This is a genomic window from Saccharopolyspora antibiotica, assembly GCF_047200635.1.
Taxonomy (GTDB): domain Bacteria; phylum Actinomycetota; class Actinomycetes; order Mycobacteriales; family Pseudonocardiaceae; genus Saccharopolyspora_C.
Map to the genome: position 1 here is coordinate 64,788 of NZ_JBJZOI010000007.1, position 25,272 is coordinate 90,059.

19 protein-coding genes, 1 tRNA gene and 2 pseudogenes are annotated in these 25,272 nt (G+C 72.7%); 13 read left to right on the plus strand and 9 right to left on the minus strand.

Annotated features, from left to right (window positions below):
* Positions 1 to 98: 98 nt before the first annotated feature.
* Positions 99 to 1,100 (plus strand): ArsA-related P-loop ATPase, encoded by a 1,002-nt coding sequence (locus ACL03H_RS07065; protein ID WP_412810294.1) that lies wholly within the window; start codon positions 99 to 101, stop codon positions 1,098 to 1,100.
* Positions 1,097 to 2,218, plus strand: a complete 1,122-nt coding sequence (locus ACL03H_RS07070) for an ArsA family ATPase (protein WP_412810295.1) — start codon at positions 1,097 to 1,099, stop codon at positions 2,216 to 2,218. Before ACL03H_RS07065 ends, ACL03H_RS07070 begins: the two co-directional genes overlap by 4 nt.
* 137 nt (positions 2,219 to 2,355) lie before the next feature.
* Here the strand turns inward: ACL03H_RS07070 and ACL03H_RS07075 are convergent, their stop codons facing one another.
* Complete coding sequence (locus ACL03H_RS07075) at positions 2,356 to 2,655, minus strand: WhiB family transcriptional regulator (protein WP_412810296.1); 300 nt, start codon at positions 2,653 to 2,655, stop codon at positions 2,356 to 2,358.
* Positions 2,656 to 2,970: 315 nt separating this feature from the next.
* Between ACL03H_RS07075 and ACL03H_RS07080 the strand changes: the two genes are divergently transcribed.
* The 4 genes from ACL03H_RS07080 to ACL03H_RS07095 all read left to right on the plus strand — a co-directional run bounded on the left by ACL03H_RS07080 (position 2,971) and on the right by ACL03H_RS07095 (position 7,281).
* Positions 2,971 to 5,325: a penicillin-binding protein gene (locus ACL03H_RS07080; RefSeq protein ID WP_412810297.1), complete on the plus strand. Its 2,355-nt coding sequence runs from the start codon at positions 2,971 to 2,973 to the stop codon at positions 5,323 to 5,325.
* Positions 5,326 to 5,347: 22 nt separating this feature from the next.
* Complete coding sequence (locus tag ACL03H_RS07085) at positions 5,348 to 6,121, plus strand: siderophore-interacting protein (protein WP_412810298.1); 774 nt, start codon at positions 5,348 to 5,350, stop codon at positions 6,119 to 6,121.
* A gap of 95 nt (positions 6,122 to 6,216) precedes the next feature.
* The gene (locus tag ACL03H_RS07090; protein ID WP_412810445.1) at positions 6,217 to 7,158 is read left to right on the plus strand and encodes a metallophosphoesterase; all 942 of its coding nucleotides are present in this window, start codon (positions 6,217 to 6,219) and stop codon (positions 7,156 to 7,158) included.
* A 49-nt stretch (positions 7,159 to 7,207) separates the two neighbouring features.
* Positions 7,208 to 7,281 (plus strand) — tRNA-Pro (locus ACL03H_RS07095).
* Between the two features lie 165 nt (positions 7,282 to 7,446).
* Here ACL03H_RS07095 and ACL03H_RS07100 read toward each other — a convergent pair.
* Positions 7,447 to 7,683, minus strand: a pseudogene (locus ACL03H_RS07100) (HigA family addiction module antitoxin); the annotation flags it as partial.
* A gap of 49 nt (positions 7,684 to 7,732) precedes the next feature.
* Between ACL03H_RS07100 and ACL03H_RS07105 the strand changes: the two are divergent.
* A complete protein-coding gene (locus ACL03H_RS07105; RefSeq protein ID WP_412810455.1) occupies positions 7,733 to 7,897 on the plus strand; it encodes a hypothetical protein in 165 nt (54 codons plus the stop codon).
* Here the strand turns inward: ACL03H_RS07105 and ACL03H_RS07110 are convergent.
* Positions 7,883 to 8,008: pseudogene (locus ACL03H_RS07110) on the minus strand (type II toxin-antitoxin system RelE/ParE family toxin); the annotation flags it as partial. The gene ACL03H_RS07105 and the pseudogene ACL03H_RS07110 overlap by 15 nt on opposite strands.
* A 249-nt stretch (positions 8,009 to 8,257) precedes the next feature.
* Here ACL03H_RS07110 and ACL03H_RS07115 point away from each other — a divergent pair.
* Both ACL03H_RS07115 and ACL03H_RS07120 read left to right on the plus strand, forming a co-directional pair.
* Positions 8,258 to 10,102 (plus strand): S9 family peptidase, encoded by a 1,845-nt coding sequence (locus ACL03H_RS07115; protein ID WP_412810299.1) that lies wholly within the window; start codon positions 8,258 to 8,260, stop codon positions 10,100 to 10,102.
* A 264-nt stretch (positions 10,103 to 10,366) separates the two neighbouring features.
* Positions 10,367 to 11,428 carry an NADH:flavin oxidoreductase/NADH oxidase gene (locus tag ACL03H_RS07120; RefSeq protein WP_412810300.1) on the plus strand — a complete coding sequence of 354 codons (1,062 nt, stop codon included), beginning with the start codon at positions 10,367 to 10,369 and terminating at the stop codon, positions 11,426 to 11,428.
* A 120-nt stretch (positions 11,429 to 11,548) separates the two neighbouring features.
* Here ACL03H_RS07120 and ACL03H_RS07125 read toward each other — a convergent pair whose 3' ends face one another.
* Positions 11,549 to 12,037, minus strand: coding sequence for a Dps family protein (locus ACL03H_RS07125; protein WP_412810301.1), 489 nt, complete (start codon positions 12,035 to 12,037; stop codon positions 11,549 to 11,551).
* 114 nt (positions 12,038 to 12,151) lie between these two features.
* Complete coding sequence (locus ACL03H_RS07130; RefSeq protein ID WP_412810302.1) at positions 12,152 to 12,706, minus strand: NADPH-dependent FMN reductase; 555 nt, start codon at positions 12,704 to 12,706, stop codon at positions 12,152 to 12,154.
* Between the two features lie 167 nt (positions 12,707 to 12,873).
* Between ACL03H_RS07130 and ACL03H_RS07135 the strand changes: the two genes are divergently transcribed.
* Positions 12,874 to 13,953, plus strand: coding sequence for an alpha/beta hydrolase (locus ACL03H_RS07135; protein ID WP_412810303.1), 1,080 nt, complete (start codon positions 12,874 to 12,876; stop codon positions 13,951 to 13,953).
* A 100-nt stretch (positions 13,954 to 14,053) separates the two neighbouring features.
* Here the strand turns inward: ACL03H_RS07135 and ACL03H_RS07140 are convergent, their stop codons facing one another.
* Both ACL03H_RS07140 and ACL03H_RS07145 read right to left on the minus strand, forming a co-directional pair.
* A complete protein-coding gene (locus ACL03H_RS07140) occupies positions 14,054 to 16,543 on the minus strand; it encodes a LuxR C-terminal-related transcriptional regulator (protein ID WP_412810304.1) in 2,490 nt (829 codons plus the stop codon).
* An 88-nt stretch (positions 16,544 to 16,631) separates the two neighbouring features.
* The gene (locus tag ACL03H_RS07145) at positions 16,632 to 18,017 is read right to left on the minus strand and encodes an Hsp70 family protein (RefSeq protein ID WP_412810305.1); all 1,386 of its coding nucleotides are present in this window, start codon (positions 18,015 to 18,017) and stop codon (positions 16,632 to 16,634) included.
* A 333-nt stretch (positions 18,018 to 18,350) separates the two neighbouring features.
* Between ACL03H_RS07145 and ACL03H_RS07150 the strand changes: the two genes are divergently transcribed.
* From ACL03H_RS07150 to ACL03H_RS07160, 3 genes are all read left to right on the plus strand, one after another.
* Positions 18,351 to 19,502 (plus strand): IniB N-terminal domain-containing protein, encoded by a 1,152-nt coding sequence (locus ACL03H_RS07150; RefSeq protein WP_412810306.1) that lies wholly within the window; start codon positions 18,351 to 18,353, stop codon positions 19,500 to 19,502.
* A 155-nt stretch (positions 19,503 to 19,657) separates the two neighbouring features.
* Positions 19,658 to 21,469: a dynamin family protein gene (locus ACL03H_RS07155; RefSeq protein ID WP_412810307.1), complete on the plus strand. Its 1,812-nt coding sequence runs from the start codon at positions 19,658 to 19,660 to the stop codon at positions 21,467 to 21,469.
* Positions 21,466 to 22,944, plus strand: coding sequence for a dynamin family protein (locus tag ACL03H_RS07160; protein WP_412810308.1), 1,479 nt, complete (start codon positions 21,466 to 21,468; stop codon positions 22,942 to 22,944). The genes ACL03H_RS07155 and ACL03H_RS07160 overlap by 4 nt, the downstream gene beginning before the upstream one ends.
* 31 nt (positions 22,945 to 22,975) lie before the next feature.
* Here the strand turns inward: ACL03H_RS07160 and ACL03H_RS07165 are convergent, their stop codons facing one another.
* On the minus strand, positions 22,976 to 24,457 hold the full coding sequence (locus ACL03H_RS07165) for a gluconokinase (protein ID WP_412810309.1): 1,482 nt from the start codon (positions 24,455 to 24,457) through the stop codon (positions 22,976 to 22,978).
* 94 nt (positions 24,458 to 24,551) lie between these two features.
* A complete protein-coding gene (locus ACL03H_RS07170; RefSeq protein ID WP_412810310.1) occupies positions 24,552 to 25,271 on the minus strand; it encodes a hypothetical protein in 720 nt (239 codons plus the stop codon).
* Position 25,272 lies beyond the last annotated feature (1 nt).

Sequence of the window (25,272 nt, forward strand, 5' to 3'; positions counted from 1 at the left end):
CTGCGCATCCGGGACTGAGCAGTTCCACCGATGCCGGAGCGGGAGACCGCTGCTACGTGCGGAAGACAGCACCCCCGCGGCCCGCCTACGCTGATCGCGTGACCGGATGGGACGCCGAACTCGACGACGCTCGGCTGCACATCGTCAGCGGCAAGGGCGGCACCGGCAAGACGACGGTGGCGGCCGCCCTGGCGCTGGCGCTGGCGACCGGGGGACGACGGGTGTTGCTGATCGAGGTCGAGGGCAGGCAGGGCATCGCTCAGCTCTTCGACACCGCGCCGCTGCCCTACTCCGAGGAGACGATCGCGGCCGCCCCCGGCGGCGGCGAGCTGCGCGCGCTGGCGGTCGACGCCGAGCCCGCGCTGCTCGAATACCTGTCGATGTTCTACAACCTGGGCTTCGCGGGCCGGACGCTCAAGCGGATGGGCGCGATCGAGTTCGCCACCACCTTGGCCCCCGGTCTGCGCGACGTGCTGTTCACCGGGAAGGTGAAGGAGTGCGTCGGGCGCACCGACGAGCGCGGCCGTCACGTCTACGACGCGGTGGTGCTCGACGCCCCGCCGACCGGCCGGGTCGTGAAGTTCCTCGACGTCACCCGCGCCATGGCGGACCTCGCCAAGGTCGGCCCGATCCGCGGTCACAGCGAGGGCGTGGTGCGGCTGCTGCACTCCGCGGACACCGCGGTGCACCTGGTGACGCTGCTGGAGGACCTGCCCGTGCGCGAGACGCTGGAGGCCGTGGCCGAGCTCGACGCCGCAGAACTCCGCCCCGGCGCGGTGCTGCTGAACCGGGTCCGCGACGGGCACCTGCCCGCCCGCTCGGTGGCCGCCGCGGCGGCGGGCCGGGTGGACGCCGAGCGGCTGCGCGCCGGCCTGGAGGCGGCGGGAGTGCACGCGGACCAGGAGCTGCTGGACGGGCTGGTGCACGAGACCGTGGAGCACGCGGTGCGCTCCCGGACCGAGCAGGACGCCCGCGAACGGCTGGCCGCCGCCGACCTGCCCTCGATCGCGCTGCCGGAGCTCACCGCGGGCATCGACGTCGCCGAGCTCTACGAGCTCGCCGAGATCTTCACCGAGCACGGCGTGGGGAGGTCGCGATGACCGCGCTCGACGTGGACGCGCTGCTGGACGACCCGGCGAACCGGATCGTGGTGTGCTGCGGTTCCGGCGGTGTCGGCAAGACGACCACCGCCGCCGCCCTCGCGGTGCGCGCCGCCGAGCGCGGGCGCAAGACGGTGGTGCTCACGATCGACCCGGCGCGGCGGCTGGCGCAGGCGCTGGGGATGCGGGAGCTGGACAACCAGCCGCGGCAGGTGGTGCTGGAGGACTTCGAGCCGACCGGCGACCTGAACGCGATGATGCTGGACATGCGGCGCACCTTCGACGACATGGTGCTCGCGCACGCCGGCCGGGAACGCGCCCGGCAGATCCTGGAGAACCCCTTCTACAAGACCATCTCCACCTCCTTCTCCGGCACGCAGGAGTACATGGCGATGGAGAAGCTCGGGCAGCTCGCCGCCTCCGGGGAGTGGGACCTGATCGTCGTGGACACCCCGCCGAGCAGGTCCGCGCTGGACTTCCTGGACGCGCCGCAGCGGCTGTCCACCGTGCTCGACGGTCGGCTGATCAAGCTGCTGTCCACGCCGGCGAAGGCGGGCGGCAAGGGCCTGCGCAAGATCGTCGGCGCCGGGTTCGGGATGTTCTCCAAGGCCGTCTCCGCCGTGATCGGCGGGCAGCTGCTGGCCGACGCCTCGGCGTTCGTGCAGGCCTTCGACTCGACGTTCGGCGGGTTCCGGGAGCGGGCCGACCAGACCTACCGGCTGCTGCGCTCCCCCGGCACCGCCTTCGTCGTGATCGCCACCCCGGAGGCCGACGCGCTGCGGGAGGCGTCCTTCTTCGTGGAGCGGCTGACCGCCGAGGAGATGCCGCTGGCCGGGCTGGTCGCCAACCGGACGCACCCGGTGTTCGCCGAGCTGACCGGCAGCCGGGCGCTGGCCGCTGCCGAGGAGCTCGACACCGCGGGCGGTTCGCCGCTGGCAGCGGCCGTGCTGCGGGTGCACTCGGACCGGGTCGCGGTGGCCGAGCGGGAGCGCCGGATGCTGGCCCGGTTCACCCGGGCGCACCCCGAGGTGGCGCTGGTGGGCGTGCCCGCGCTGCCCGCGGAGGTGCACGACCTCGCCGGGCTGCGCGAGATAGGACGCCGACTCGCAGTGGAATAATCCACTTTTCCCGGGCAGTGGAATTCGGGCGACGGACGCGCGCATTCCTGCCGGATAACGAGTTCGGCTGAACGAGTGAACCGGTTTCCGGGCGGCTCGAAAATCGAGCCGCCCGGCCCGTGCTCACGACGAGCGAATCAGCCCGCCTGGTACTGGTCGATGTCGGCGTAGTCGTCCCGCGCCGCTTCCAGGAGCTCGCGCCAGTTGCGGACTTCCGGGCGACGGCGCAACAACGCGCGCCGCTCCCGCTCGGTCATTCCGCCCCAGACACCGAACTCGATCTTGTTGTCGAGCGCCTCACCGAGGCACTCCGTCCGCACCGGGCAGCCGTAGCAGATCATTCGCGCTTTGCGCTGCTCAGCTCCCCTGACGAACAACTGGTCCGGATTCTCGTCCCGGCATGCTGCCTGAACCCGCCAGTCCCCCTGCTCGAACATAAGGCTCCCCCAGCTCCTCACTGGATCGTCGGCGACCGAATTTCGTCCGGAGCCCCCCGGCACCGGAAGCCGCGACGCGACTCGCGCCGCAACGATGCTGTCGCTGGACGTGGACGAACTTTAGAGCCCCCCGGTTCCACAACCAACCAAGGGTTGTCGCTCCGTTATCTTTGACCCTCATCACATCGGGGGGAACCGGCTGACAGCGGCGTGTTGCTGTCGGTAAAACCACTTAGTCTTGCCGTCGTGCGTGTCCGGGACAGCTTGCTGAAGCTCTTCGGTCTGTGTGTGCTCGCCGGAGTTCTGGTCGCCGGGATGCTCTTCCCGGCAGCCGGAGCTCTCGGGGTGGTGTCGAACCGCGCGGGCGACGCGGTGAACAACATCTCCTCCGAGCTGATGACGCAGGACCCTCCGCTGGTGACCACGATCACCGACCGCGTCGGATCTCCGATCGCCTACCTCTACGAGCAGAACCGGTCACCGGCCGCGCCGGACCAGATCTCGCGGTCGATGAAGGCGGCGATCATCGCGATCGAGGACCGCCGGTTCTTCGAGCACGAGGGCGTCGACTGGGCCGGGACGGTGCGCGCCGCGGTCACCAACCAGATGTCCGGCGAGATCGCCCAGGGCGCCTCCACGCTCACCCAGCAGTACGTGAAGAACTACCAGGTGCACGTGGCCGCGGCGAACGACCCGATCAAGCAGGCGAAGGCGACCGAGCAGACCCCGGCCCGCAAGCTCCGGGAGATCCGGATCGCGTTGCAGCTGGAGAAGCGGCTCGGCAAGGAGGAGATCCTCGCCAAATACCTGAACGTGGTCCCGTTCGGCAACCAGACCTACGGGGTCGCCGCCGCGTCCCGCGCCTACTTCGACACCACGCCCGACCGGCTCGACGTCCCGCAGGCCGCCCTGCTCGCCGGGATCGTGAACAGCCCGAGCGCGCTCAACCCGGCGACGAACCCGCAGGAGGCGAAGTTCCGCCGCAACCTGGTGATCGATGCCATGCAGGCCCAGCACCGCATCGACGAGCGCACCGCCGAGGACGCCCGCTCCGCCCCGCTCGGGCTGGTCGCTCCGCTGCGCACGACGCCGAACAACTGCGTCGGCGCAGGCCCGGCCGACGGGTTCTTCTGCAAGTACGTGATCGACTACCTGCAGAACGCCGGGTTCGCCGAGCAGGAGCTGCGCACCGGTGGCTACACGATCCGCACCACGCTGGACCAGCGGGCCACCAACGCGGCGAAGGAGGCCGCCGAGAAGCACGTCCCGAAGGACACCGACGGCATCGCGAACGTGATGGCCGTGGTCGAGCCGGGCAAGGACGAGCACCAGGTGCGGGCGCTGGTCGCCAACCGCGACTTCGGCAACGACGCCTCCCGCGGCCAGACCTCCTACGCGCTGCCCAGCGGAGTCGCGAAGTTCGGCGCCGGATCGGTCTACAAGGTGTTCACCGCGGCCGCAGCGCTGGAGAAGGGGATGGGGATCAAGAACACCATCCAGGCGCCGGGCACCTACACCTCCACCGTCTACCGGAACGGGACCAATCCCTACACCGTCGGCAACGCGGAGGGTGTCACGGCCGGTCCGCGGACCTTGCAGAAGGCCCTGGCCACCTCACCGAACACCGCGTTCGTGGCGCTGCAGGAACGGGTCGGGCTGAACGAGACGGTGGACATGGCGACCCGGCTGGGGATGCGGCAGACGCTGCTGCACTCGAACCTCAGCGGTGATCCGCTCGCGCCGAACGCGGCGAACGGGCCCTCGATGGGCGACTCGATCAAGGACAAGAAGATCGGCGCGTTCACCCTCGGCTTCGGGCCGACCAGCCCGCTGGAGCTGGCGAACGTGGCGGCCACCGTGATGAGCGGCGGCACCTGGTGCCCGCCGACCCCGGTCGATCAGATCGTGGACCGGCACGGCAACCCGATCTCGATCACCGAGGACCCCTGCGAGCAGGCCGTCGACGAGGGACTCGCGAACGCGATGGCCGTCGGCATGAGCCAGGACGACCAGGCGGGCGGCACCGCCTACGGCGCGGCGAACAGCGCGGGCTGGTCCCGGCCGATGGCGGGCAAGACGGGAACCACCGAGGCCCACCAGTCCGCCGGTTTCATCGGCGCCACCCCGCAGTACGCCGGCTCCGTGCTCACCTTCTCCGACGGCACCAAGCCGCAGGGCATCTGCGACAGCACGCCACCGAGGCTGTGCGGGGCCAACGGCGGCAACATCTACGGCGGCAAGGTTCCGGCGCGGACCTGGTTCGAGGCGATGGAGAAGATCCACCAGGGCCTTCCGACGATGCCGCTGCCCGAGGTCAGCGACCGGTACGAGAACGGCGGCGACGAGTTCCAGGTGCCCAACGTGGTCGGCATCAGCGCCTCCCGCGCGAAGCGCACCCTGGAGAAGGCCGGTTACGAGGTCGAGCAGCGCTCGGTCAACAGCGAGCGCCGCAAGGGGTTGGTGACCAGCCAGACCCCGCGCGGGTTCGCGCTGCCCGGAGAAACGGTGACGCTGTCGGTGAGCACCGGCTACGTCCCGCCGCCCTCGCCCGCGCCGAAGCCCCCGCCGCCCCCGCAGCCGCCGCCCCCCGGTGAGCCGGGACGTCCACCGGGCGGGGACCGGCCGGATCCGCCGTTCATCCCGATCCCGCCGGGCGTCTTCCCGCCGTGACCGCTGCCTACACTCGGCGGTCGTGACGGACACGCAGGTGGGCACGCGGCGCGCGCGGTCCCGGTACCGGTTGCTCCAGGTCGTCGAGGTCGAGCGGATCACCCCGCGGATGGTGCGGGTGGTGCTCGGCGGTGACGAGCTCGCCGACTTCGACAGCACCGGCAGCGACCAGCGGATCAAGCTCTGCCTGCCGCGGCCGGGCCAGCCGATGCCGCTGGGCAGGGACCGCGCCGAGGTGTTCGCGCTGCCGCGCGAGCAGCAGCCGAAGCAGCGGACCTACACGGTGCGGTGGTTCGACGCCGGGAGGCGGCTGCTCGCGATCGACCTGGTGGTGCACGAGCACGAGGCCCCCGGTTCGACCTGGGCGCGCGCGGTCCGGCCGGGCGATCAGCTCGTCGCGGTCGGACCGAGTCCCTCCTACCGACCGGACCCGGCCGCCGACCGCTTGGTGCTCGCCGGGGACGAGACGGCGCTGCCCGCGATGCTGGCGATGGTCGAGGAGCTCGGCGAGCACGCCCGGGTCCAGGTGTTCGCGGAGATCGCCGATGCCGCGGAGCGGCAGGCGGTGCGCACCCGCGCGGACGTGGCGTGGACCTGGCTGCACCGCGACGGGGTGCCTGCCGGGCGGAGTCCGCTGCTCGCCGATGCCGTGCGCGGCGCGGACCTCGGCCCGCGCCCCGACGTCTGGGTCGGCGCCGAGGCCGCAGCGGCCCACGAGATCCGCGAGCACTGCCAGCGCGAGCTCGGCCTCGACCGCCGCCGCGTCTACGCCCTCGCCTACTGGCGGCTGGCATGACCGCCGCACCGGCAGCGTGATCGGCGGGGGCGCCCGGGCACCGCGGGGCGGCCACCGGTCGTAGGCTGGGCGGCGTGAACAAGCTGGGTCGGATCATGCTCACCGGCGGCGCCTTGGGCGCCGCGACGTTCGGTTACGCCGCGGGCGTGGAGCGGAGGCGCTGGACGCTCCGCCGCGCCACGGTCCCGGTGCTCGCCGAGGGCGCCCCCGAGCTGCGCGTCCTGCACATCTCCGACCTGCACATGATGCCGAACCAGCGGTCCAAGCAGCGCTGGGTCGCCGCGCTCGACGAGCTCGCCCCGGACCTCGTGATCAACACCGGCGACAACCTGGCCCACCCGCAGGCGGTACCCGCCGCGCTGCGCGCCATGGGCTCGCTGCTGGACCGGCCGGGCGTGTTCGTGTTCGGCAGCAACGACTACTACGGCCCGAAGCCGAAGAACCCGGCGCGCTACCTGCTGCCCTCGGCGAAGACGAAGCGGATCCACGGCGACCCGCTGCCGTGGCGGGACCTGCGGGCGGCGATGACCGAGCGCGGCTGGACGGACGTGACGCACCGCTGGCACGACGTGGAGATCTCCGGCATCCGGATCCACGTGGCCGGGCTGGACGACCCGCACCTGAAGCGGGACAAGTACTCCAAGATCGCGGGCACCCCGCCGCAGGAGGCGCAGCTCCGGCTGGGCCTGACGCACTCGCCGGAGCCGAGGGTGCTCGACGCCTTCGCCGACGACGGCTACGACCTGGTGCTGGCCGGGCACACCCACGGGGGCCAGCTGCGGGTGCCGGGTTACGGGGCGATCGTGACGAACTGCGAGCTGGACCGGGCGCGGGCGCGCGGTGCGTCCACCTGGGGCGAGCGGACGCACCTGCACGTCTCGGCCGGCCTGGGCACCTCGCCCTACGCCCCGGTGCGGTTCGCCTGCCCCCCGGAGGCGACCCTGTTGACGCTGGTCCCGCGCTCGCGGGCCGGCTCGCCGAAGACGACCGGCGCCGTCGACAACCCCCCTTCCGGGGACCGCGCGAACATCCGCTAGACTTTGCTCAGCGGCGGACGAGCACCCGAGATGTTCGCCGTTGAGTGATCGGGGTGTGGCGCAGCTTGGGAGCGCGCTTCGTTCGGGTCGAAGAGGTCGTGGGTTCAAATCCCGCCACCCCGACAGGTAAAGGGCCTGGTCAGGACTCCGCAAGGAGTTCCGACCAGGCCCTTTTCTCGTGTCCGGGGCCTTGGGCGATGGGGAATCAGCTCTCCCCGCACGCTCCTCCAGGAGCTCGCCCGCGGAACCGCCCGGCTCCGAGCTGGAGGGGGCGGGTCCGCCTGACCGTCAGCCGGCGTTGGCGAGCGGCGTGATCCGGTCCAGCTCCTCCCCGAGGCGGTCCTTCTCGACCTCCAGGTCGTAGTGCTCCTGGAGGTTGCGGAAGAACCGCTCGCTGGTGCCGAAGCACCGGGCCAGGCGCAGCGCGGTGTTGGCGGTGATGCCGCGGTTGCCGTGCACGATCTCGTTGATGCGCCGGGCGGGGAGGCCGATGTCCTTGGCGAGCCGGTACTGGGTGCTGGCGAGGGGCTGGAGGAACTACTCGTCGAGGATCTCGCCGGGGTGGACCGGGGCCATGAGTTCGGTGTTCACCTGGTCCTCCTGTCAGTTGGTAGTCGACGATCCCCACGTCGCGGGGCGTCGCCGTTGCGCCAGTGGAGCAGGTGCGCCACTGCTGGTTGATGTGGATGCCGTGCTGCCCGGCTCGGTCGCCGTTGAGTTGTTCGAGCCGGTCGCCTGATGGGGCGCGGAGGTCGTTGATGCGTTCAGCGGCGTGCACCACGGTGAGCTCGCGCGGGGCGATCTCGGCGACCTTCGGGTCGAGCTGGCGCGCGTGTCGGCGGTGCCGCACCGCTTCGGTGTCCGAGTCCGCGCACGAGCTGAGGATCGTCCCGCAGCAGCGCGGCGCGTCAACAACGCGAGCCGTCGTCCTCGCCGGTGTTCTCCGCGCACCTTGGGGCTGGTCCGGCGGAAGGCGGGTTCGAGTCTCGCCGCGCGGTGCTCTCCACGGCGCGTCCGGCCTCGGGCCGGGTGGGGGTTTCGCCGTCGGCGCAGGGCCGGGGGCGGCGCGGTGACGGGGGCATCGGGCAGGATCGGCGAGGTGAGCGACTACCCAGAGGCGAAGATTCCGGAAGAGCTGTTCGACGACTCCGAGCGGGAGGCTCGGTGGCGGGCGCGGTTCAGCGCACCGCGGGTGTCGCTGCCCGACTGGGCTCGGGACGCCCCGCAGCGCAGCCTGTACGTCTCCAACGCCAGCGGTACCTGGGAGCTGTACGCGTGGGACCGGGAGACCGGGGAGCACCGGCGGGTCACCGACCGCCCGAACGGCACCTTCCACGGCACGCTGTCCGCGGACGGCGAGCAGGTGTGGTGGTTCGACGACACCGACGGCGACGAGTTCGGCTCGTGGGTGCGCGAGGGCTTCGCCGCGGATGGGTCCGGGGCCGTCCCGGCGCTGCCGGGCACGCACGCGGGTTACCCGGCGGGACTGGAGCTGGGCCCGACCGTGACCGGGGTGGGCATGTCCACCGACGACGGCGTCACCGTGTGGGTCTCGCGGGGCGGGAACGCGCCGGAGGTCGTCTACGAGCACGAGCAGGACGGCGGCCTCTCCGCGCTGTCCTGGGACGAGGGCCTGCTGGTGCTCTCCCACTCCGAGCACGGCGACAGCAGGCACCCGGCGCTGCGGGTGCTGCGGGTGGACGACGCCTCGGTGGTCGCGGAGAAGTGGGACGGACCGGGCAAGGGCCTGGACGCGCTGGACTTCGCCCCGGTGGCGGGCGATCCGCGGCTGCTGGTGCTGCACGAGCGGCACGGCCGCGAGGAGCTGCTGGTGTGGGACGTGCTCGCCGACACCGAGCAGGAGCTCGACCTCGGGCTTCCCGGCGAGGTCTCCGCGGACTGGTACCCGGACGGCACGGCGCTGCTGATCGCGCACACGCACCGGGCGCGGACCACGATGCACCGCTACGAGCTGAGCTCCGGGAAGCTCACCGAGCTGCCCACCCCGGCCGGGACGGTCGGCAACGCCTCGGTGCGGCCGGACGGCGCGGTCGAGTACTCCTGGTCCTCGGCGGCCACCCCGTCGCTGGTGCGGACGGTGCGCGCGGAGGGCACCGACGAGGTGCTGCTGACCCCGCCCGGAGACCGGCCGCCGGGCTCGCAGCCGGTCAGCGACGTGTTCGTCGCGGTGCCGCACGGTCCGAACGAGTCGGTGCACGCGCTGGTCTCCCGCCCGGCGGACGCCGGGGACGGGCCGCTGCCAACGGTGTTCAACCTGCACGGCGGGCCGCACGCTGCCGACGAGGACCGGTTCTCGGCGTACCGGGCGGCGTGGCTGGACGCGGGCTTCGCCGTCGTGGAGATCAACTACCGGGGTTCGACGGGCTACGGCTCGGCGTGGCGGGACGCGATCGAGGGCCGGCCGGGGCTGACCGAACTGGCCGACGTGGCGCTCGTGCACGACTGGGCGCTGCGCGAGGGGCTCACCACGCCCGCGCGGAGCGTGGTCGCGGGTGCGTCCTGGGGCGGTTACCTGACGCTGCTGGCACTGGGCACCCAGCCGGAGCGGTGGGCGGGTGGCGTCGCCGGGGTGCCGGTGGCGGACTACGTCTCGGCGTACGCCGACGAGATGGAGCCGCTGCGCGCCTACGACCGGGCGCTGTTCGGCGGTTCGCCGGAGGAGGTCCCGGAGGTGTACTCCGAGTGCTCGCCGCTGACCTACGTGGACGAGGTCCGGGCGCCGGTGCTCGTGCTGGCCGGGGACAACGATCCGCGCTGCCCGATCCAGCAGATCCTGAACTACCTGGACCGGTTGCGGCAGCGGGAGGTGCCGTTCGAGTTCTACCGCTACGACGCCGGGCACGGCTCGCTGGTGGTGACCGAGACGCTGCGCCAGGTCGCCGCGGAGATCCACTTCGCGCGGCGGGCCGTCGGGCTGGTCTGATCCCCCGGCTCGCCGGGCTCCGGTCGTTCCGGCCGGAGCCCGGCGTCCGCCCAGCACGAGCAGGGGGCCGACGAGCCGGCACGCGGCCGTCGGGGGTGCGCGTACTCACGTCCGGCAGGGCGCGTTCCGACCGGACGCGCACGACGCGGCCGACGCCTCCGCCCGGGCGCCCGCGGGCTCGGTGACCCGCGGGCGTGATTCTCGTCGCGCGCGCAGTGGCGCCCAGCGCGGAATACCTGCGCGTGCAAGTGCGTAGCTCAAGGCATGAGCCATCTCTTCGATCCGATCAAGCTCGGCGACACCGAGATCCGCAACCGCGCCTGGGTCTCCCCGATGTGCCAGTACTCGGCCGTGGACGGCGTGCCCGGCGACTGGCACCTGGTGCACCTGGGCCAGTTCGCCACCGGCGGTGCGGGCCTGGTCATGGCGGAGGCCACCGCGGTCGTCCCGGAGGGCCGCATCAGCGCCGCGGACACCGGGCTGTGGAACGACGAGCAGGTCTCCGCCTGGCGCCGGATCACGGACTTCCTGCGCGCGCAGGGCGCGACGCCCGCCGTCCAGCTGGCGCACGCGGGCCGCAAGGCTTCCACCACCGCGCCCTGGGAGGGCGGCGGCTCGCTGCCCGCGGCCGACGGGGGGTGGGAGACCGTGAGTTCCACCGCGCGGGCGTTCGGCGAGTTCGCCGCGCCGCGCGCGCTGACGGAGCGGGAGGTGGCGGAGCTGCCGCGGCGCTTCGCCGAGGCCGCGCGCCGCTCGGCCGAGGCGGGCTTCGAGGTGGTGGAGCTGCACTTCGCGCACGGTTACCTGGCGCACCAGTTCTACTCGCCGCTGATCAACGACCGGACCGACCGCTACGGCGGGGATTTCGAGAACCGGGTGCGCGTGCTGCTGGAGATCGTCGACGCGGTGCGCGAGGAATGGCCGGCGGGTCGCCCGCTGCTGGCGCGGCTGTCCGCGACCGACTGGGTCGAGGGCGGCTGGACCGGGGACGACTCGGTGCGGCTCAGCGAGCTGCTGGCCCGGCGCGGGGTGGACCTGGTCGACGTCTCCTCCGGCGGCGCGGTGCCCGATGCCCGGATCCCGGTGAGCTCCGGCTACCAGACCCGGTTCGCGCGGCAGATCAAGCTGGAGGCGGAGGTGCCCACCGGGGCCGTCGGGCTGATCACCTCGCCGGAGCAGGCCGAGGAGGTCATCTCCTCGGGATCGGCTGACGTGGTGCTGCTCGGTCGCGAGCTGCTGCGCGACCCGCACTGGCCGCTGCACGCGGCGGACCGCCTGCACGCGGACGCGCCCTGGCCCGTCCAGTACGAGCGCGCCCGCCGCTGAGCCGGTTCCCCAGCGGCCCTCTCGCGAGCACGGCGATGGCGGCGGTGAGCCGCCCCCGAGCGGCGAGAGGGCCGCTGAGGTTCCACCACTCCCCCTTCGCGGCCGGAGCCCGGCGCGCGATCAGGACTCCGTGAGCTGCGCCTGCCACATCCAGTGCGACTTCTCGATCTCCTGCGCGATGCTGATCAGGAGGTCCTGGCTGACGAGATCGGTCTTGTCGGTCTCGTCGATGCGCCCGCGCAGCCGGCGGCTGAGGGTCGCGAGGGCCTCGACCATCGCGACGATCACGTCGCGGTCGGTGTGCCAGCCCGGGTCGAACCGGGGCAGCCCCGAGGTCTCGGCCACCGCGGAGGCCCGGCCGTCGGCGGAGATCCCCAGCGCGGCGGCCCGCTCCGCGACGTCGTCGGCGAAGTTCCGCGCGGCCGTGACGAGCTCGTCGAGCTGGAGGTGCACGTCGCGGAAGAACCGGCCGACGACGTTCCAGTGCGCCTGCTTGGCCATGAGGTGCAGGTCGATCAGGTCGACGAGGGTGCCCTGCAGGGCCTTGCCGGTGATGTCCTGCTCGGAGTCGCCGAGCGGGCTGGTGATCGGAGCTTTCGTCGCGGTCATCACGTACCTCCTCGCACGGGGTGCGCGGTCGGTTCGGGTGGGACGCCGGAGGGGTACCCCGCCGCGGCGCGTTCATCACCTCCGGCGGCGCACCGATCGCGGGGGCGGCCCGGCTCAGCTCCGGGCGGCGAAGTCCACGAGCTGAGCGCCGATGGTGCGCAAGGTGTCCGCGATCTTCGGGTCCGAGCACTCCCCGTCCGGTCCGAACCGCGCCTCGGAGGAGTTCACCGCCGCGCCCAACGGCGTGGGCCAGCCGCGGAGCGCGTGCACGACCGAGCGCAGCGCCTGCAACGTCGTCACCGCCGCCTGCCAGCCGTAGGCGGCGCCGACGCAGCCGACGGCCCGCCGGTCCAGGTACGGCCGCTCGTCCTCGCGCAGGTCCTCGACGTAGTCGAGGGCGTTCTTCATCAGGCCCGAGATCGTGCCGTGGTACCCGGGCGAGCTGAGCACGACGGCGTCCGCGCCCCGCAACGCGGTCACCAGCTCCCGGGCCGCGTCGGTGCGCTCGGGGACGTGCGGGTCGTAGAACGGCAGCACCAGCCGGTCCCCGCCGATGGCCCGCACCTGGGCCCCGGCCTCGCGCGCGCCGCTGAGGACCGCGTGCATCGCGCGCTCGGACTGCGAGTCCGGGCGCACCGAACCACCGATCCCCACCACGGTCACGGTCATGCTCGAATCCTTCCATCGACTTGCCGGGAATTCCTGGAACCGGCGTGCGGTGATCACGCTACGACTTCGAGCCGACTCGAAGTCAAAGCCGCGGCGCGGTGTCCCGGACCACAACTACCTGCTAGTAACCTCACGGGTACCGGTCCGGTGCTCGGGGAGGTCTCCGCATGTCGAAAGCCGTCGAACTCATCCCGCCGCGGCTGCGCGGCCGCGTGCTCGGTGCCGGGTTGCGCGCCGTGTTCGCCCTGCCGCGCCCCCTGCGCAGGCTGATCGCGGGGGCCCCGCTGCGGCTCGACGGCCAGGAGCTCGCGCTCGACGCGCAGCTGCTGCTGGCGATGCAGAGGACCAGCGGGAACGTCCGGCTCAGCACCGGTGACGCGGTGAGCTCCCGCGCGCTGATGGGCCAGTCCACCGAGATCGTCACCCGGGCGCCGCTGCCCGGCGTGGCCGTCGGTGAGCGCTGGATCCCCACCCCGGACGGCGAGCTGGCGGCCCGGCTGTACCGGCCGCAGGACCTCACCGGGCAGAGCCCGCTGCTGGTGTTCTTCCACGGCGGCGGCTTCGTGCTCGGCGATCTCGACAGCCACGACGACCTGTGCCGCTTCCTGGCGAAGACGGCCGGGGTGCGGGTGCTGTCGGTGGACTACCGGCTCGCACCGGAGCACCCGTTCCCCGCCGGGGTGAACGACGCGATCGCCGCCTTCCGGTGGGCGGTGGACAGCGCGGCCGAGCTGGGTACGGCGCCGGACCGGATCGCGGTCGGCGGGGACAGCGCGGGCGGCAACCTGGCCGCCGTCGTCGCCCACACCACCACCCGGGAGGGCAGCCAGGCCCCGGTGTTCCAGATGCTGCTGTACCCGGCGGTGGACGCGACGCGGTTCCGCCGCTCCCGGGAGCTGTTCGGCAACGGCCTGCTGCTCACCGACGAGGACATGACCTGGTTCATGGACCAGTACGCACCCGCCGACCAGCGGCCCGACCCGAGGCTGTCGGTGCTGCTGGCCGACGACCTCTCCGGCCTGCCACCCGCGCACGTGGTGACCTGCGGCTTCGATCCGCTGCGGGACGAGGGCGAGGCCTACGCGCAACGGCTGGCCGAGTCCGGGGTACCGGTGGTGGCGCGGCGCTTCGACGACCTGATCCACGGCTTCGCCAACGTCCGCCAGGCCGGAACGCGGTTCACCGAGGCGGTCAGCGAGATCGCCGGAACCCTCCGCGCGGGCCTGGCCTACGCCGACCGCCGCTGAACCCGGGCGGTGCCGGTCGGCGCCGCCCGGGTGGCGGCACCGCTGCGACCGGGCGGCGCGGTGCCTTCCCCGCGCCGCCCGGGCACCGGGACCTCGACGCTCATTCGAGCAGCGAGCGCAGGCGGATCAGCAGGTCCTCGCGGGAGGTGGCGCCGAGCCGCTGCTTGATGCGGCCGATGTGGTGCTCCACCGTCTTCGCCGAGATGAACAGCCGCTTGCCGACCTGCTTGTAGGTGAGTCCGGAGAGCACCAGCTCGGCGACCTCCCGCTCGCGCTCGCTGAGCACGCCCTGCTCCCCGCCGTCGCCGACGGAGCGCGGTCGCGGCGGCTTGCCCTGCAACGACCGGGCGCACTCCAGCAGCGCGAGCATCGTCGAGCGGTCCGAGGTCCGCAGCGCCGCCTGCCCGGCGAGTCGGGCACCGTCCCAGGTCAGCCCGGCCGCGTGCAGCCCGCGCGCGGCCTGCTCGGCCTGCTCCCGGTCCACCTCGCCGACGAGCACCAGCACCCAGGTGCGCGCGGCCGCGGCCATCGCGGCCGACATCGGGTTGTGCCCGGACATCGCCTCCAGCGCCGCCGCGTGGGTGCGCGCGGAGCGCTCGTCCTCGCTCACGATCGCCGCCTGCAAGCACTTCCAGCGCAGCAGGCCCGACCACAGCGGCGGATCACCGAGCTCGGCCAGCAGCGCGAAGGCCGCGTCCAGGTGCGGCTCGACCCAGTCCTGGTCGTGCAATCGGGCGCAGGCCACGGCCAGCTCGCCCAGCGGCAGCAACCCGAACAGGTCGGCCGGGTGCTCGGCGATGGCCTGCCGGGCCCGGCCGCGCACCGCGCCGAGCGCGGCCGCGTCGTTGTCCCGGCTGGCGATGCCCGCCTCGATCGCGGTGGCCAGCAACCGGTCCCGCGCTTGCAGCGGCTCCGCCGAGCTCACCGCGAGCTCCAGAGCCGAGCGGGCCGCTGCCGTGTCCCCCCTGGCCAGCGGGATCCACGCCGCGAGCAACCGGTGCCGGATCGCGAGCATCGGCCCACCGCTGCCCGCCTCGATCGCCCGGCCGATCACCGAGGAGGCCACGTCGAGCTCGCCGCAGTGCAGCGCGGCCAGGGTGGCGATCGCCGCCGGGCTGTCCGGCACCAGCGCCGCACCGACCGGCTCGGCCAGCGAGGCGGAGCGGGTGAGCAGCGACAGCGCGGTGGCCGAGCTGCCGGTGACCGACTCGCGCACCCCGTCCACCAGCTGATCGGTGGAGCCGGACAGCGAGGTCGGCGGCCCCGGGTCGGTCACGTCCGCCAGCAGCCGCTGCGCGTCGGCGAGGTTCCCGGTGCCGATCAGCGACACCGCGGCGTAGGCCCGATCGCCGGGCCAGCGCAGGTGCTCGGCGGACCAGCGGCACAGCTGCGCGGAACGGGCGGGCAGACCGCGGTGGGCCAGCACGCTCGCCGCGACCTGCACGCCCAGCGCCCGGTCGGGCACCGACTCGTCCACGATGACCTCGTCGGCCAGCCGCAGGGCCTCGTCGAACTGCCCGGCGATCGCGGCGGCGCGGGCGCGGCGCGCGGCCAGCCGGACGGGCGGGGTGCCCGCGGAGACCGCCGCGTCGAAGAAACGGGAGGCCAGCTCCGGCGCCTGCTCCGCCGCTTCCACCCCCGCTTGCTCGAACGCCTCGGCCAGGGTCGGGTCCTCGGCTCCGGCGAGCTGCGAGTCCAGGAACGGCCGCAGCAGCCCGAGCACCGGGCGGCCCCGGTCCAGCTGCACCCGCACCAGCTTGCGGGCGATCCGCAGCCGCTGCTCGGCCGGGGTGAGCAGCTGCACGGCCCCGCGGACCAGGGGCAGCAGCTCGTCGGTGGCACCGGTCATGCCGCTCGCGCGGATCGCGGAGAGCGCGGAGACCGCCCGGGCCGGGTCGAGCCCGAGCAGCCAGGCCAGCACGTCGGGGTGCGCTGCCGTGCCGACCGCGATGGCGCTCGCGCAGGCCCGGGCGTCGGCGTCGAACCCCTCGAACTCCCGCTGGACCTGCTCAACGATCCGGGCCGGCACGCCGCGGTGGGGCAGCTCCCGCGGGGCGGAGTCGGCGAGCACGCCCTCCACCAGCCGCGGCACTCCCCCGGTCTGCGCCAGCACCCAGTCCAGCCATCCGGCGGGCGGGCGGTCCCCGAGGACGCGAACGGCGCGTTCGGCCAGCTCGTCAGCGGTGTATCCGGGCAGCACCACGGGCGGAGCGGTGCGGCCGAGGGCGTGCACCAGCTCGGCGAACTCCGATCCCTGCGGCCACGGCCGGTAGGCGATGACCAGCCGGGCCCCGGGATGCCGCGCCAGCTCGCGCACGGCGTTCAGCGCGGAGCGGTCGAGCAGGTGGGCGTCGTCGACGAGCACGGCCGTCCCGGCGGGGTCGACGCCCTCCGCCCCGGCGGCCACCGGCACTCCGGCGCCGCGGTAGGCGTCGGCCAGCTGGTCGATCAGCGCTGTCTTGCCGTAGCCGCCCGCCGCCTGGATGCCGACCTGCACCGGCGCGCTCGGGGCGGTCGCGATCGACTCCCGCAACCGGGTGGCGGGGGACGTGGGGACCAGGTCGGGGGCGGTGGCTGTCGGGTGGTTCACAGGCGTCCTCGGTTCACGGAGACCTCGGTCTCGCGGATCGCTTAGCTCGGGGGGCGGCGGGGGCGCGCGGCGGCGCGCGGGCGGGGGTTCACCGCTGCTGGCTGGTGACGGGGCTCAGCGGGTGGCCGCCGCCGCCGTCGAATCCCTGCACGACGGTCAGCACCAGGCCGCCGATGATCAACAACGCGGCGGCGCTCAGCTTGAGGATCTTGAACCACCGCTCCCGGTCCTCGTCGGGTGGCTCCAGGTACATCGGCTCGACCTCCACCGGCGGCCGGGGCGGATCGGCGCGCTCGGGTTCGCCGTCGATCACGTCGAGCCCGCCGGAGGGCGGGCCCTCGATGCGCATCAGCACGCTGGTCTCGGCGGCCGAGGCGGCCTGGTCGTGCACCGAGGACAGCACGCCGACGGCCGAGAGGGCGGCGCCGCGCGCGGCGACCAGTTCCGGGGCCGGGTCGACCAGCGGGGTCCGCTCGAAGCGCTCGGCGACGAGCTGCCGGACCAGCGGGGTCCGCGCCGCCCCACCGGCCAGCACCAGCGCCGAGAGGTCCTCCGGGTCGACCGCGGCGGACTGCACGGCCTGCACCAGCAGCTCCGGCACGCGTTCCAGGTGCGGGCTCACGAGCTGCTCGTAGCGGGAGCGGGAGAGCGCGTAGTCGGTGCGCAGCCCCGGCACGTCGACGCGCACGGTGGCGCCCGGGTGGTGCGAGAGCGACTCCTTGGCCCGGGAGCAGTCGGCGCGCAGCCCGGCCAGCGCGGCGCGCTGCGCGGGATCGGCGGGGTCGAGCTGGCCGAGATCCTCGGCGAACTCGGCGCGCAGGTGCGCGAAGACCTCGTCGTCGAGGTCCTGCCCGCTCGGATGACCGGAGTCCAGGGTGGACCCGACGATCTCGAAACCGGGTTCGCGGCGCCGCAGCACGGTCGCGTCGAAACCGGTGCCGCCGATGTTGGCGACGGCGACCGCGTCCTGCTCGGCGACCGGCCGCTTGCTCGCGTGGTCCAGCGCCACGGCGACGGGTTCGGGAACCAGGGTCGCGTCCCGGATCCCGAGCCCGGCCAGCGCCTGCCGCACCAGGTGCGCGCGGAACGGGCCCCAGGTGGCGCTGTGCGCGAGCGTGATGTGCTCGGCGGGGTGACCGAGCTGCTGGGCGACGGTGTCGGCGACCCACTCGACCACGGCGGCGACCAGCGCCTGCGCGGGGACGAACTCGCTGCCGACCAGCATCGGCGCGTCGTCCCCGACGTGGCGGGTGAAGCCCCGGACGACCCACTCGTGGTGGGTCCGCTCCTGCCTGCTCGCCTGCTCGCCGGCGACGAAGGAGCCGTCCTGGACTCGGCACAGCACGGTGGGCACGGTGGGCCCGGTGGAGCTCAGCGGCACCGGGGAAGCCGCGCCCCACCTGCCGCCGTCGCGCCGCGCGATGGCGGCGGAGGTGGCCGTGGCCCCCACGTGGATCCCCAGGACGTAAGGCATGCAACCCCTTTCCTGCGATCGCTCTCGGGGGTCATCGAGCGGGCCCGGGGCGCGGCCGGAGCACTCCGGGCCGCGGGTCCTGACCAACCTTCGATGACACTCAGGGCGGTGACAACTTAGCGCGCTCTCAGACACGCAGCGCTAATGGATCCCCCATTGGGTCCCCAACAGTGCCACGAACCAATCCCCTAATAGAGATCGCAATCACTAGGAGTCGTACCCGATGGCTGCGGGCACGCCCCGCAGTAGCGTGCTCGCTGGGAGTGAGGGACCGGACACGGCCTTCGCTCGGTCACACGTAACCGAGTTCCGCTGAGTCGAGGGAGAAGCTTCGTGATCCACTCTCAGCCGGATGATGCCCCGGGCCGTACCGAGGCCCCCGCTTCCGCCCCCGGGGCGCACGCCGCGCCCGGCCAGCCGGACGAGCCGACGCTGCACGAGTTCCTTACCCGACTCGTGACCAGCCCGGACGCCCTGGCGGCCTTCGACGCAGATCCGCGCGCCACGCTGGACGCCGTCGGACTCGGGGACATGACCGCGACAGACGTGCAGCACGCATCGTCGCTGGTGCTCGACTACGCGCCGGTCGAGATCGCGGACGAATACGGCCGCTCGCTCCAGAGCAGCGTCGACAAGTTCGCCGCGAGCACCCAGCACGTCGCGATCAACGAACTGCATCCCGCACAGCCACACGAGCAGGAAGTTACGGAACTGAGCATGCTGCCTCCGAACAACACCCCCGCCCCCGCCCCGCACGACGACGTCGAGCAGCACATCCACGACGAGACCAACGTCGAGATCGAGCAGAACGACTCGCACAACCTGATCAGCGTGCACGACGTGCTGAGCGGCAACGACGTGCTCAACGGCAACCAGGCCAACATCGGCAACGTCGTCGGTGACACCACCACGACCACGGTCGAGGGCGGCGACAGCATCGTCGGCACCGTCGGCGACGTCGTGTTCGGCTCCGTCAACGAGGTCACCAACACGGTCGACAACACCGTGAACACCGTCGGCGGGGTCGCCGAGGGCGCCACCTCCGGCCTCCCGATGGACGACCTGACCGGTGCGCTGCCCGCCGGCGACACCGCCTCCGTCGACGCGGTCGGCCCGCTGTCCGGCGTCGCCGGTGGCGCGCTGGACACCGTGGGCGACGTGGCCTCCGACGTGCCGGTCGCCGGTGACGTCGCGGCTCCGGCCCTCGACTCGGTCGGCGGCGTCGCCGGTGGCGCGCTGGGCACCGTCGACGGTGTCGCCGGCGGCGTCGTGGGCGGCCCCGTCGCGGACGTGGCCGGCTCGCTGCCCGCCCCGGCCGACCTGCCGGTCGTCGGTGACGTGGCCGAGACCCTGCCGGTCGACGACGTGGCCGGCTCGCTGCCCGCCCCGAGCGACCTGCCGGTCGTCGGCGACATCGCCGGCCCGGCCGTCGAGGACGTCACCGGTGCGGCCACCTCGGCCCTGCCGCTGGACGGCCTGCTCTGATCCAGCCCTCCCGGGCTTGATCGCAGCCGAGTGACCCGAAAGCCGGGTTCGCACGATTCGTGCGAACCCGGCTTTCGCTTTACCACACCACAGCCCTGACACAAGTCACCCGCTCGGGTTTCTCTTCGAGCGCCGAGCAGTTCACAATCGCTAGTGTGATCGAGACGGCGATGGTGGAACTGATCGATCGCGCGACTGCCGAATGCGCCGAGCAGCAGCGCCCTGACCTGCACAACCGGCTGCGGCAAATCCGCACGCGCGTTCTGGACCCCGCCCAGCTCGTGCTGGTGGTGGGGGAACCCAAGCAGGGCAAGAGCGAATTGATCAACGCGCTGGTGAACGCCGCCGTGTGCGATTCCGGCGAGGACTCCACCACCCGCGTGCCCACCCTGGTGCGCCACTCCGAGCACCCCACCGCGCAGGTCGTCGAGCGGGAATCCGGCGGCGGCCCCGCCGCGCTGGACCGCTACCCGGTTCCGGTGGAGCAGGTGCGGGAGCGCATCGACCAGGCCCTCTCCAGCGGCAGGCCGGTCAGCCGCGGCGAGGTCGGCATCCCGCGTGCCGTGCTCAAGGACGGCCTGGTGCTGATGGACACGCCCGGGGTCGGCGCCACCTCGACGACGCTCACCGCGCGCACCCTCGGCGTCGTGGCCGAGGCCGACGCGCTGCTCATCGTTTCGGACGCCACCCAGGAGCTGACGCACAACGAGCTCGCCTTCCTGAAGAAGGTCACCAAGCTCTGCCCGAACGTGGCGATCGTGCAGCCGAAAACGGACATCACGCCGAACTGGCGCCGCGTGGTGGAGCTCAACCAGCGACACCTGGCCGGCGCCGGGATCAACGCCAAGATCTTTCCGGTTTCCTCCACGATCCGGATGCAGGCGATGCACGCCAAGGACGCCGCGCTCAACACCGAATCCGGATTTCCGCAGCTGGTCGAATACCTGCGCGGCGAGGCGCTCGGAAAGCACGACCAGCTCACCCGCAGGCTCGTCTCCCAGAACGTCGCGGACGCGGTCGACGAGCTCAGCGAGGCCCTCAAGACCGAGCTCGCCGCGCAGAGCCCGCGTACCGCGGCGCAGACCTTGATCGAGCTGGAGACCGCGCAGCGCCGCTCCGAAGACCTGCGGCGCGCCACCAGCCGCTGGCAGAAGACCCTCAACGACGGCGTGGGCGAGCTGTTCGCCGACATCGAGTTCGACTTCCGCGAGCGCAGCTGGGCCATCACCGGCCAGATCGGCGACACCCTGGAGGAAGCCGACCCGACCGCCGTCTGGGACGACTTCGTCCACTGGCTCGACGAGGCGCTGTCCACGGCCATCGAGGAGAACTTCAGCTGGCTGGACCGCCGCCGCGAACAACTGCGGGACCGGGTGACCGACGAGTTCCTGCGCGAGCACCCCGCGGCCCGCCCGCACGTCGAGCAGGCCCTGCTGCCCGACCCGTTCGACCAGGTGAACCCGCTGAAGCCGCCCAGCAACGGCAGCTACAAGCGGTTCGACCAGGTGCTGACCGGGCTGCGCGGCTCCTACGGCGGCGTGCTCATGTTCGGTCTCATCACCAGCATGGCGGGGCTGCCGCTGATGAACGTCGTGTCCATCTCGGCGGGTCTGCTGCTGGGCAGCCGCAGCCTCAACGAGGAGAAGGACGCCCGGCTGCGCCGCAGGCAGGCCGAGGCGAAGACGGCGGCGCAGCGCTACGTGGAGCACGTCGTGTTCCACGTGAACAAGGAGGCCAAGGACACCATCCGCGCCACGCACCGCGCGCTGCACCAGCACTTCACCCAGCTCACCGAGGAAGCCCAGTTGGAGATCAGCCGAGCGATCCAGGAGATCAAGCGCACCGCCGAGCGCAGCGCCGTGGACCGGGAGGACCGGGCCCGCGAGATCCGGCGGAAGCTGGAGGAGCTGGCGCTGCTGCGCAGGCGGGCCGCGATGCTCATCGCGAACCGGATCACCGCGGCATGAGCCGGCCCGCGCAACCTCTCGGCGGGCTGCTGGAGCGCTCCCGGGAGCTGCTGATCCGCACCATGACCTGCTACCGGGACGACCCGCGCACCTCCGCGTGGCTGCGCGCCCGGCTGGAGCGGCTGGACCAGCCGCTGCGCATCGCGGTCAGCGGGCGGGTCAAGTCCGGCAGGTCAACGCTGATCAACGCGCTCGTGGGCCAGCACCTCGCGCCCACCGACGCGGAGGAGAGCACCCAGGTCAACACCTTCTACCAGTACGGGCCGGAGCCGCGGATCACCGTGCACACCCCGCACGGCGCGGTGCAGAACGTGCCGGTGACGACGTTGGAGACGGCCACCATCCGGGACCTCCAGCGCTGGCGGCCGGACGAGGTCTCCCGGCTGGTGATCGAAGCGCCCGCCCCCGGCTTGCAGGCGATCACGCTGCTGGAGACGCCCGGGGTGTCGTCCTCGGCGGTGCAGGACACCGGGCGCTCCGCGCTCGCGCAGGTGCTCTCCGAGGCCGACGCGCTGCTCTACCTGACCCGCTACCCGCAGCAGACCGACCTCCAGTTCCTCCAGTCGGTGCACGAGTTGCAGCTCGCCCGCCGGGCGCCGATCAACACGATCATCACGTTCTCCCGGGCCGACGAGACCGGCAACGGCGGCGGCGGAGCGGTCGCGGCGGCGGAGCGGATCGCGCTGCGGTTCCGCGACGAACCGGCGGTGCGCGCGTTCACCCAGTACTCGATCCCGGTGATCGGTCTGCTCGGGCAGGCGGCGGCGACGCTCACCGAGGAGGACTTCGCCGCGCTGGTGCGGCTGCGGCAGCTTCCGGAGAAGTCGCTGGAGGCGCTGCTGCTGTCCTCCGACCGGTTCTCGAACAACCCGACGCCGGAATCGGTGCCGTCGAGCACCCGGCAGGACCTGATGAACCGGCTGGGCCGGTTCGGGCTGGCGCAGGCGCTGACCGCGCTCGGCGAGGGCGTCACCGACCTGAAGCGGCTCAGCGCGGCGTTGCTGGAGGCCAGCAGGCTCAACGACCTGCAGGAGGCGGTGCACCAGCAGTTCGTGGAACGCCAGGACGCGTTGCGCGCGCGGTCGGTGCTGCTGGCGGTGGACATGGTGCTGCGGGCCAATCCGAGGCCCGGGGTGCAGCAGCTGCGCGGCGACTTCGAGCGGCTGCTGGCGAACTCGCCGGAGTGGGAGGAGATGCGGCTGCTGTCCGCCCTGCGGTCCGGGCAGCTGAGCTTCCCCCGGCCGCTGCAGAACGAGGCGCGACGCCTGCTGGGCGCGCAGGGCCAGGACGCGGCGGCGCGGCTCGGGCAGGAGCCGGACGTGCTGGAGTCGATCCTCGCCGAGGAGGCCGGGGCGGCGCTGGCGCGCTGGCGCGACCAGGCGGTGAACCCGCTGCACGACCGGGCCCACCGCGAGGCGGTCCGCGTCGTCCTCCGCAGCTGCGAACGGCTCATCGCCTCCCGGCTGCACCGCTGAGGCCCCCGGCGGGCCGTTCACCGTCGAGGCGTCAGAGGTCGAGGTCTCGCAGCGACTGGTGCAGGCGGTCGACCAGGGGGCGGCGGCGGGCCAGCAGGGCGGCGGCGTCCGGGTCGGGGGTGACGGTGCGGTCGGGCCGCACCAGGTCGCCCGCGGCCTCCAGCGAGTCGAACTCGCCGAGCGCGCGCCACCCGAGCAGCACGGCGCCGAGCCCGGAACCGCCGCTGCTCTCCGCCAGTTCGAGCGGCATGTCCAGCGCGGCGGAGACCGTGGCCGCCCACACCTCGCTGCGGAATCCGCCGCCGGTGGCCCGCACCGCGCGCACCTCGGCGCCCGCGTCGTGCACGGCGTCCTTCACCAGCGCCAGCTGCTGCGCCACGCCCTCGACGACCGCGCGGGTCATCTCGGCCCGGCCGTGCGCCTTGCGCAGGCCGACGAACGCGCCGGTGAGACCCGCCTCCCACCACGGTGCCCGCTCGCCCAGCAGGTACGGCAGGGCGAGCAGGCCGTCCGCGCCAGCGGGCACCCGCAGGGCCTCGTCGAGCAGAGGCCCGACCTCCACGCCGAAGGCGTCGGCCGCCCACTGCCCGACGACCGCGCCGTTGCTCACCGCTCCGCCGATCACCCAGAGCCCGTCGGCTAGGGCGTAGCTGAAGGTGCGGCAGCGCTCGTCCACGCCCGGTTCCTCCCGCAGCACCCGCAACGCCCCGCTGGTGCCGAGCGAGAGCGCGGCCACGCCCGGGACGACCGCTCCCACGCCGAGGTTCGCCAACGGCCCGTCTCCGCCGCCGAGCACCACCGGCAGCCCCCGGGGCAGGCCGGTCCGCTCCGCCATCCCGGCGGTCAGCGGCAGCACCTCCGTCGGCGCCAGCAGCGCGGGCAGCTGCTCGGCCCGCACCCCCGCGACCTCCAGCGCGGGCGAGTACCACTCCAGGGTGCGCATGTCCTGCAGCCCGCTGCCGGAGGCGAGCGAGTGGTCGGTGACGAACTCGCCGGTGAACGCGCCGAACACGAAGTCCTTCAGCGCGCACCAGCGCCGCACCCCGGACGCGGCGCCGTCCTGCTCCCCCAGCCAGGCCAGCTTCACCATCACCGACTGGGTGTGCACCGGGGTCCCGGTCGCGCGGTGCAGCGCGGCGGCGCGCTCGTCGAGCCCGCCGGACCCGCGCAGCCGCTCCGCCACCGGCGCGGCCCGGGTGTCGGCCCAGTTGTACGAGGGCGTCACCGGGTTCCCGGCGGAGTCCAGGCCGAGCACGGTGTGCATCGCGGTGCTGAACGACAGCGCTCGCACCTCGTGACCCCGCTCGCGGGCCCAGGCCGCGCACTCGGCGAGCGCCTCGACCGCCGCGTCCCGCACGGTCACCGGGTCCTGGGTGGCCTCGCCCGGCTCCTCGGTTCGCAGCGGGTAGCCGCGCTCGGTCTGGTGCAGCACCTCTGCCTCGACGGTGGCGGCCACGACCTTCGTCGCCGTGGTGCCGAGATCGATGCCGAGGACGACCGGTGCGGAGCTCATGCCCCCAACCTAACCGGGCCGGCACCCCGCGCCGCACTGCCGGGCTCGGCCCCGACGCCCGGTCGCACCGGCCCGATCCCGAACGACCCCGGTATCAGCAGCGGCGTAACGCTTCAAAGTTCGCGCTTCGGACTCCCGCCGATGGCACGGTGACGCCATAACCAAGCGATTCCAAAGTTTCTACCGCCACATCAGGGGCATCTCTAACTAGCGTCGCGATCTGCGTGCGGCGCCACTTCACCCTTCCCCGCTCGATTTCCTGCTGAGCACCTGGGCAGCGGTCGAACTTGAACTCATCTAGCAACATCTGCAAAAAATCCTCAAGGCACGGCCGGGCTCGCGCCCCACCGACCGAGAGATGCACCTTGGACAACATCCCAGAATGCTTGGGGTTCGTCCTGGCGAGGATATGACTCACGGCACCCCGCTCGGCATGCACGTTCCAGTGGGCCGACGGAACCTTGTTGGCACCACGCCCGTAATCGAGACGCACGATCGGGGCATTATTGTCAGTACCACTCGGCCCAATCAGCTCAAAAGCAGACTTCTCGACCGCGAGATAGGTACGTTGAGTGTCGCTGGTGCAGTGATATCGAAATCTGAGATATGCCACCTCCATACCGCCACTCAGCAACGGTATGGGAGCCATTTTAGTCAGATCGCCGGGATGAACCGCGTAAAGCCCTTTCGGGGTATACAAGCAGTTGACCTGCCGACTTTCGTGACCACCCTCCGGAGCAGGAAGAACGTTGTCGAGTAAGTCTTGGACTTCCTGCGCGAACTCCTGCGCCCTGGCATGGGTGTCAACCGCCACC

Bases quoted from the DNA above. Each gene is read 5' to 3' on its own strand.
- ACL03H_RS07070 (WP_412810295.1), top strand. From the start codon at position 1,097: ATGACCGCGCTCGACGTGGACGCGCTGCTGGACGACCCGGCGAACCGG.
- ACL03H_RS07075 (WP_412810296.1), bottom strand. From the start codon at position 2,655: ATGTTCGAGCAGGGGGACTGGCGGGTTCAGGCAGCATGCCGGGACGAG.
- ACL03H_RS07080 (WP_412810297.1), top strand. From the start codon at position 2,971: ATGCTCTTCCCGGCAGCCGGAGCTCTCGGGGTGGTGTCGAACCGCGCG.
- ACL03H_RS07090 (WP_412810445.1), top strand. From the start codon at position 6,217: ATGCTCACCGGCGGCGCCTTGGGCGCCGCGACGTTCGGTTACGCCGCG.
- ACL03H_RS07105 (WP_412810455.1), top strand. From the start codon at position 7,733: ATGAGTTCGGTGTTCACCTGGTCCTCCTGTCAGTTGGTAGTCGACGAT.
- ACL03H_RS07120 (WP_412810300.1), top strand. From the start codon at position 10,367: ATGAGCCATCTCTTCGATCCGATCAAGCTCGGCGACACCGAGATCCGC.
- ACL03H_RS07125 (WP_412810301.1), bottom strand. From the start codon at position 12,037: ATGACCGCGACGAAAGCTCCGATCACCAGCCCGCTCGGCGACTCCGAG.
- ACL03H_RS07130 (WP_412810302.1), bottom strand. From the start codon at position 12,706: ATGACCGTGACCGTGGTGGGGATCGGTGGTTCGGTGCGCCCGGACTCG.
- ACL03H_RS07135 (WP_412810303.1), top strand. From the start codon at position 12,874: ATGTCGAAAGCCGTCGAACTCATCCCGCCGCGGCTGCGCGGCCGCGTG.
- ACL03H_RS07145 (WP_412810305.1), bottom strand. From the start codon at position 18,017: ATGCCTTACGTCCTGGGGATCCACGTGGGGGCCACGGCCACCTCCGCC.
- ACL03H_RS07160 (WP_412810308.1), top strand. From the start codon at position 21,466: ATGAGCCGGCCCGCGCAACCTCTCGGCGGGCTGCTGGAGCGCTCCCGG.
- ACL03H_RS07165 (WP_412810309.1), bottom strand. From the start codon at position 24,457: ATGAGCTCCGCACCGGTCGTCCTCGGCATCGATCTCGGCACCACGGCG.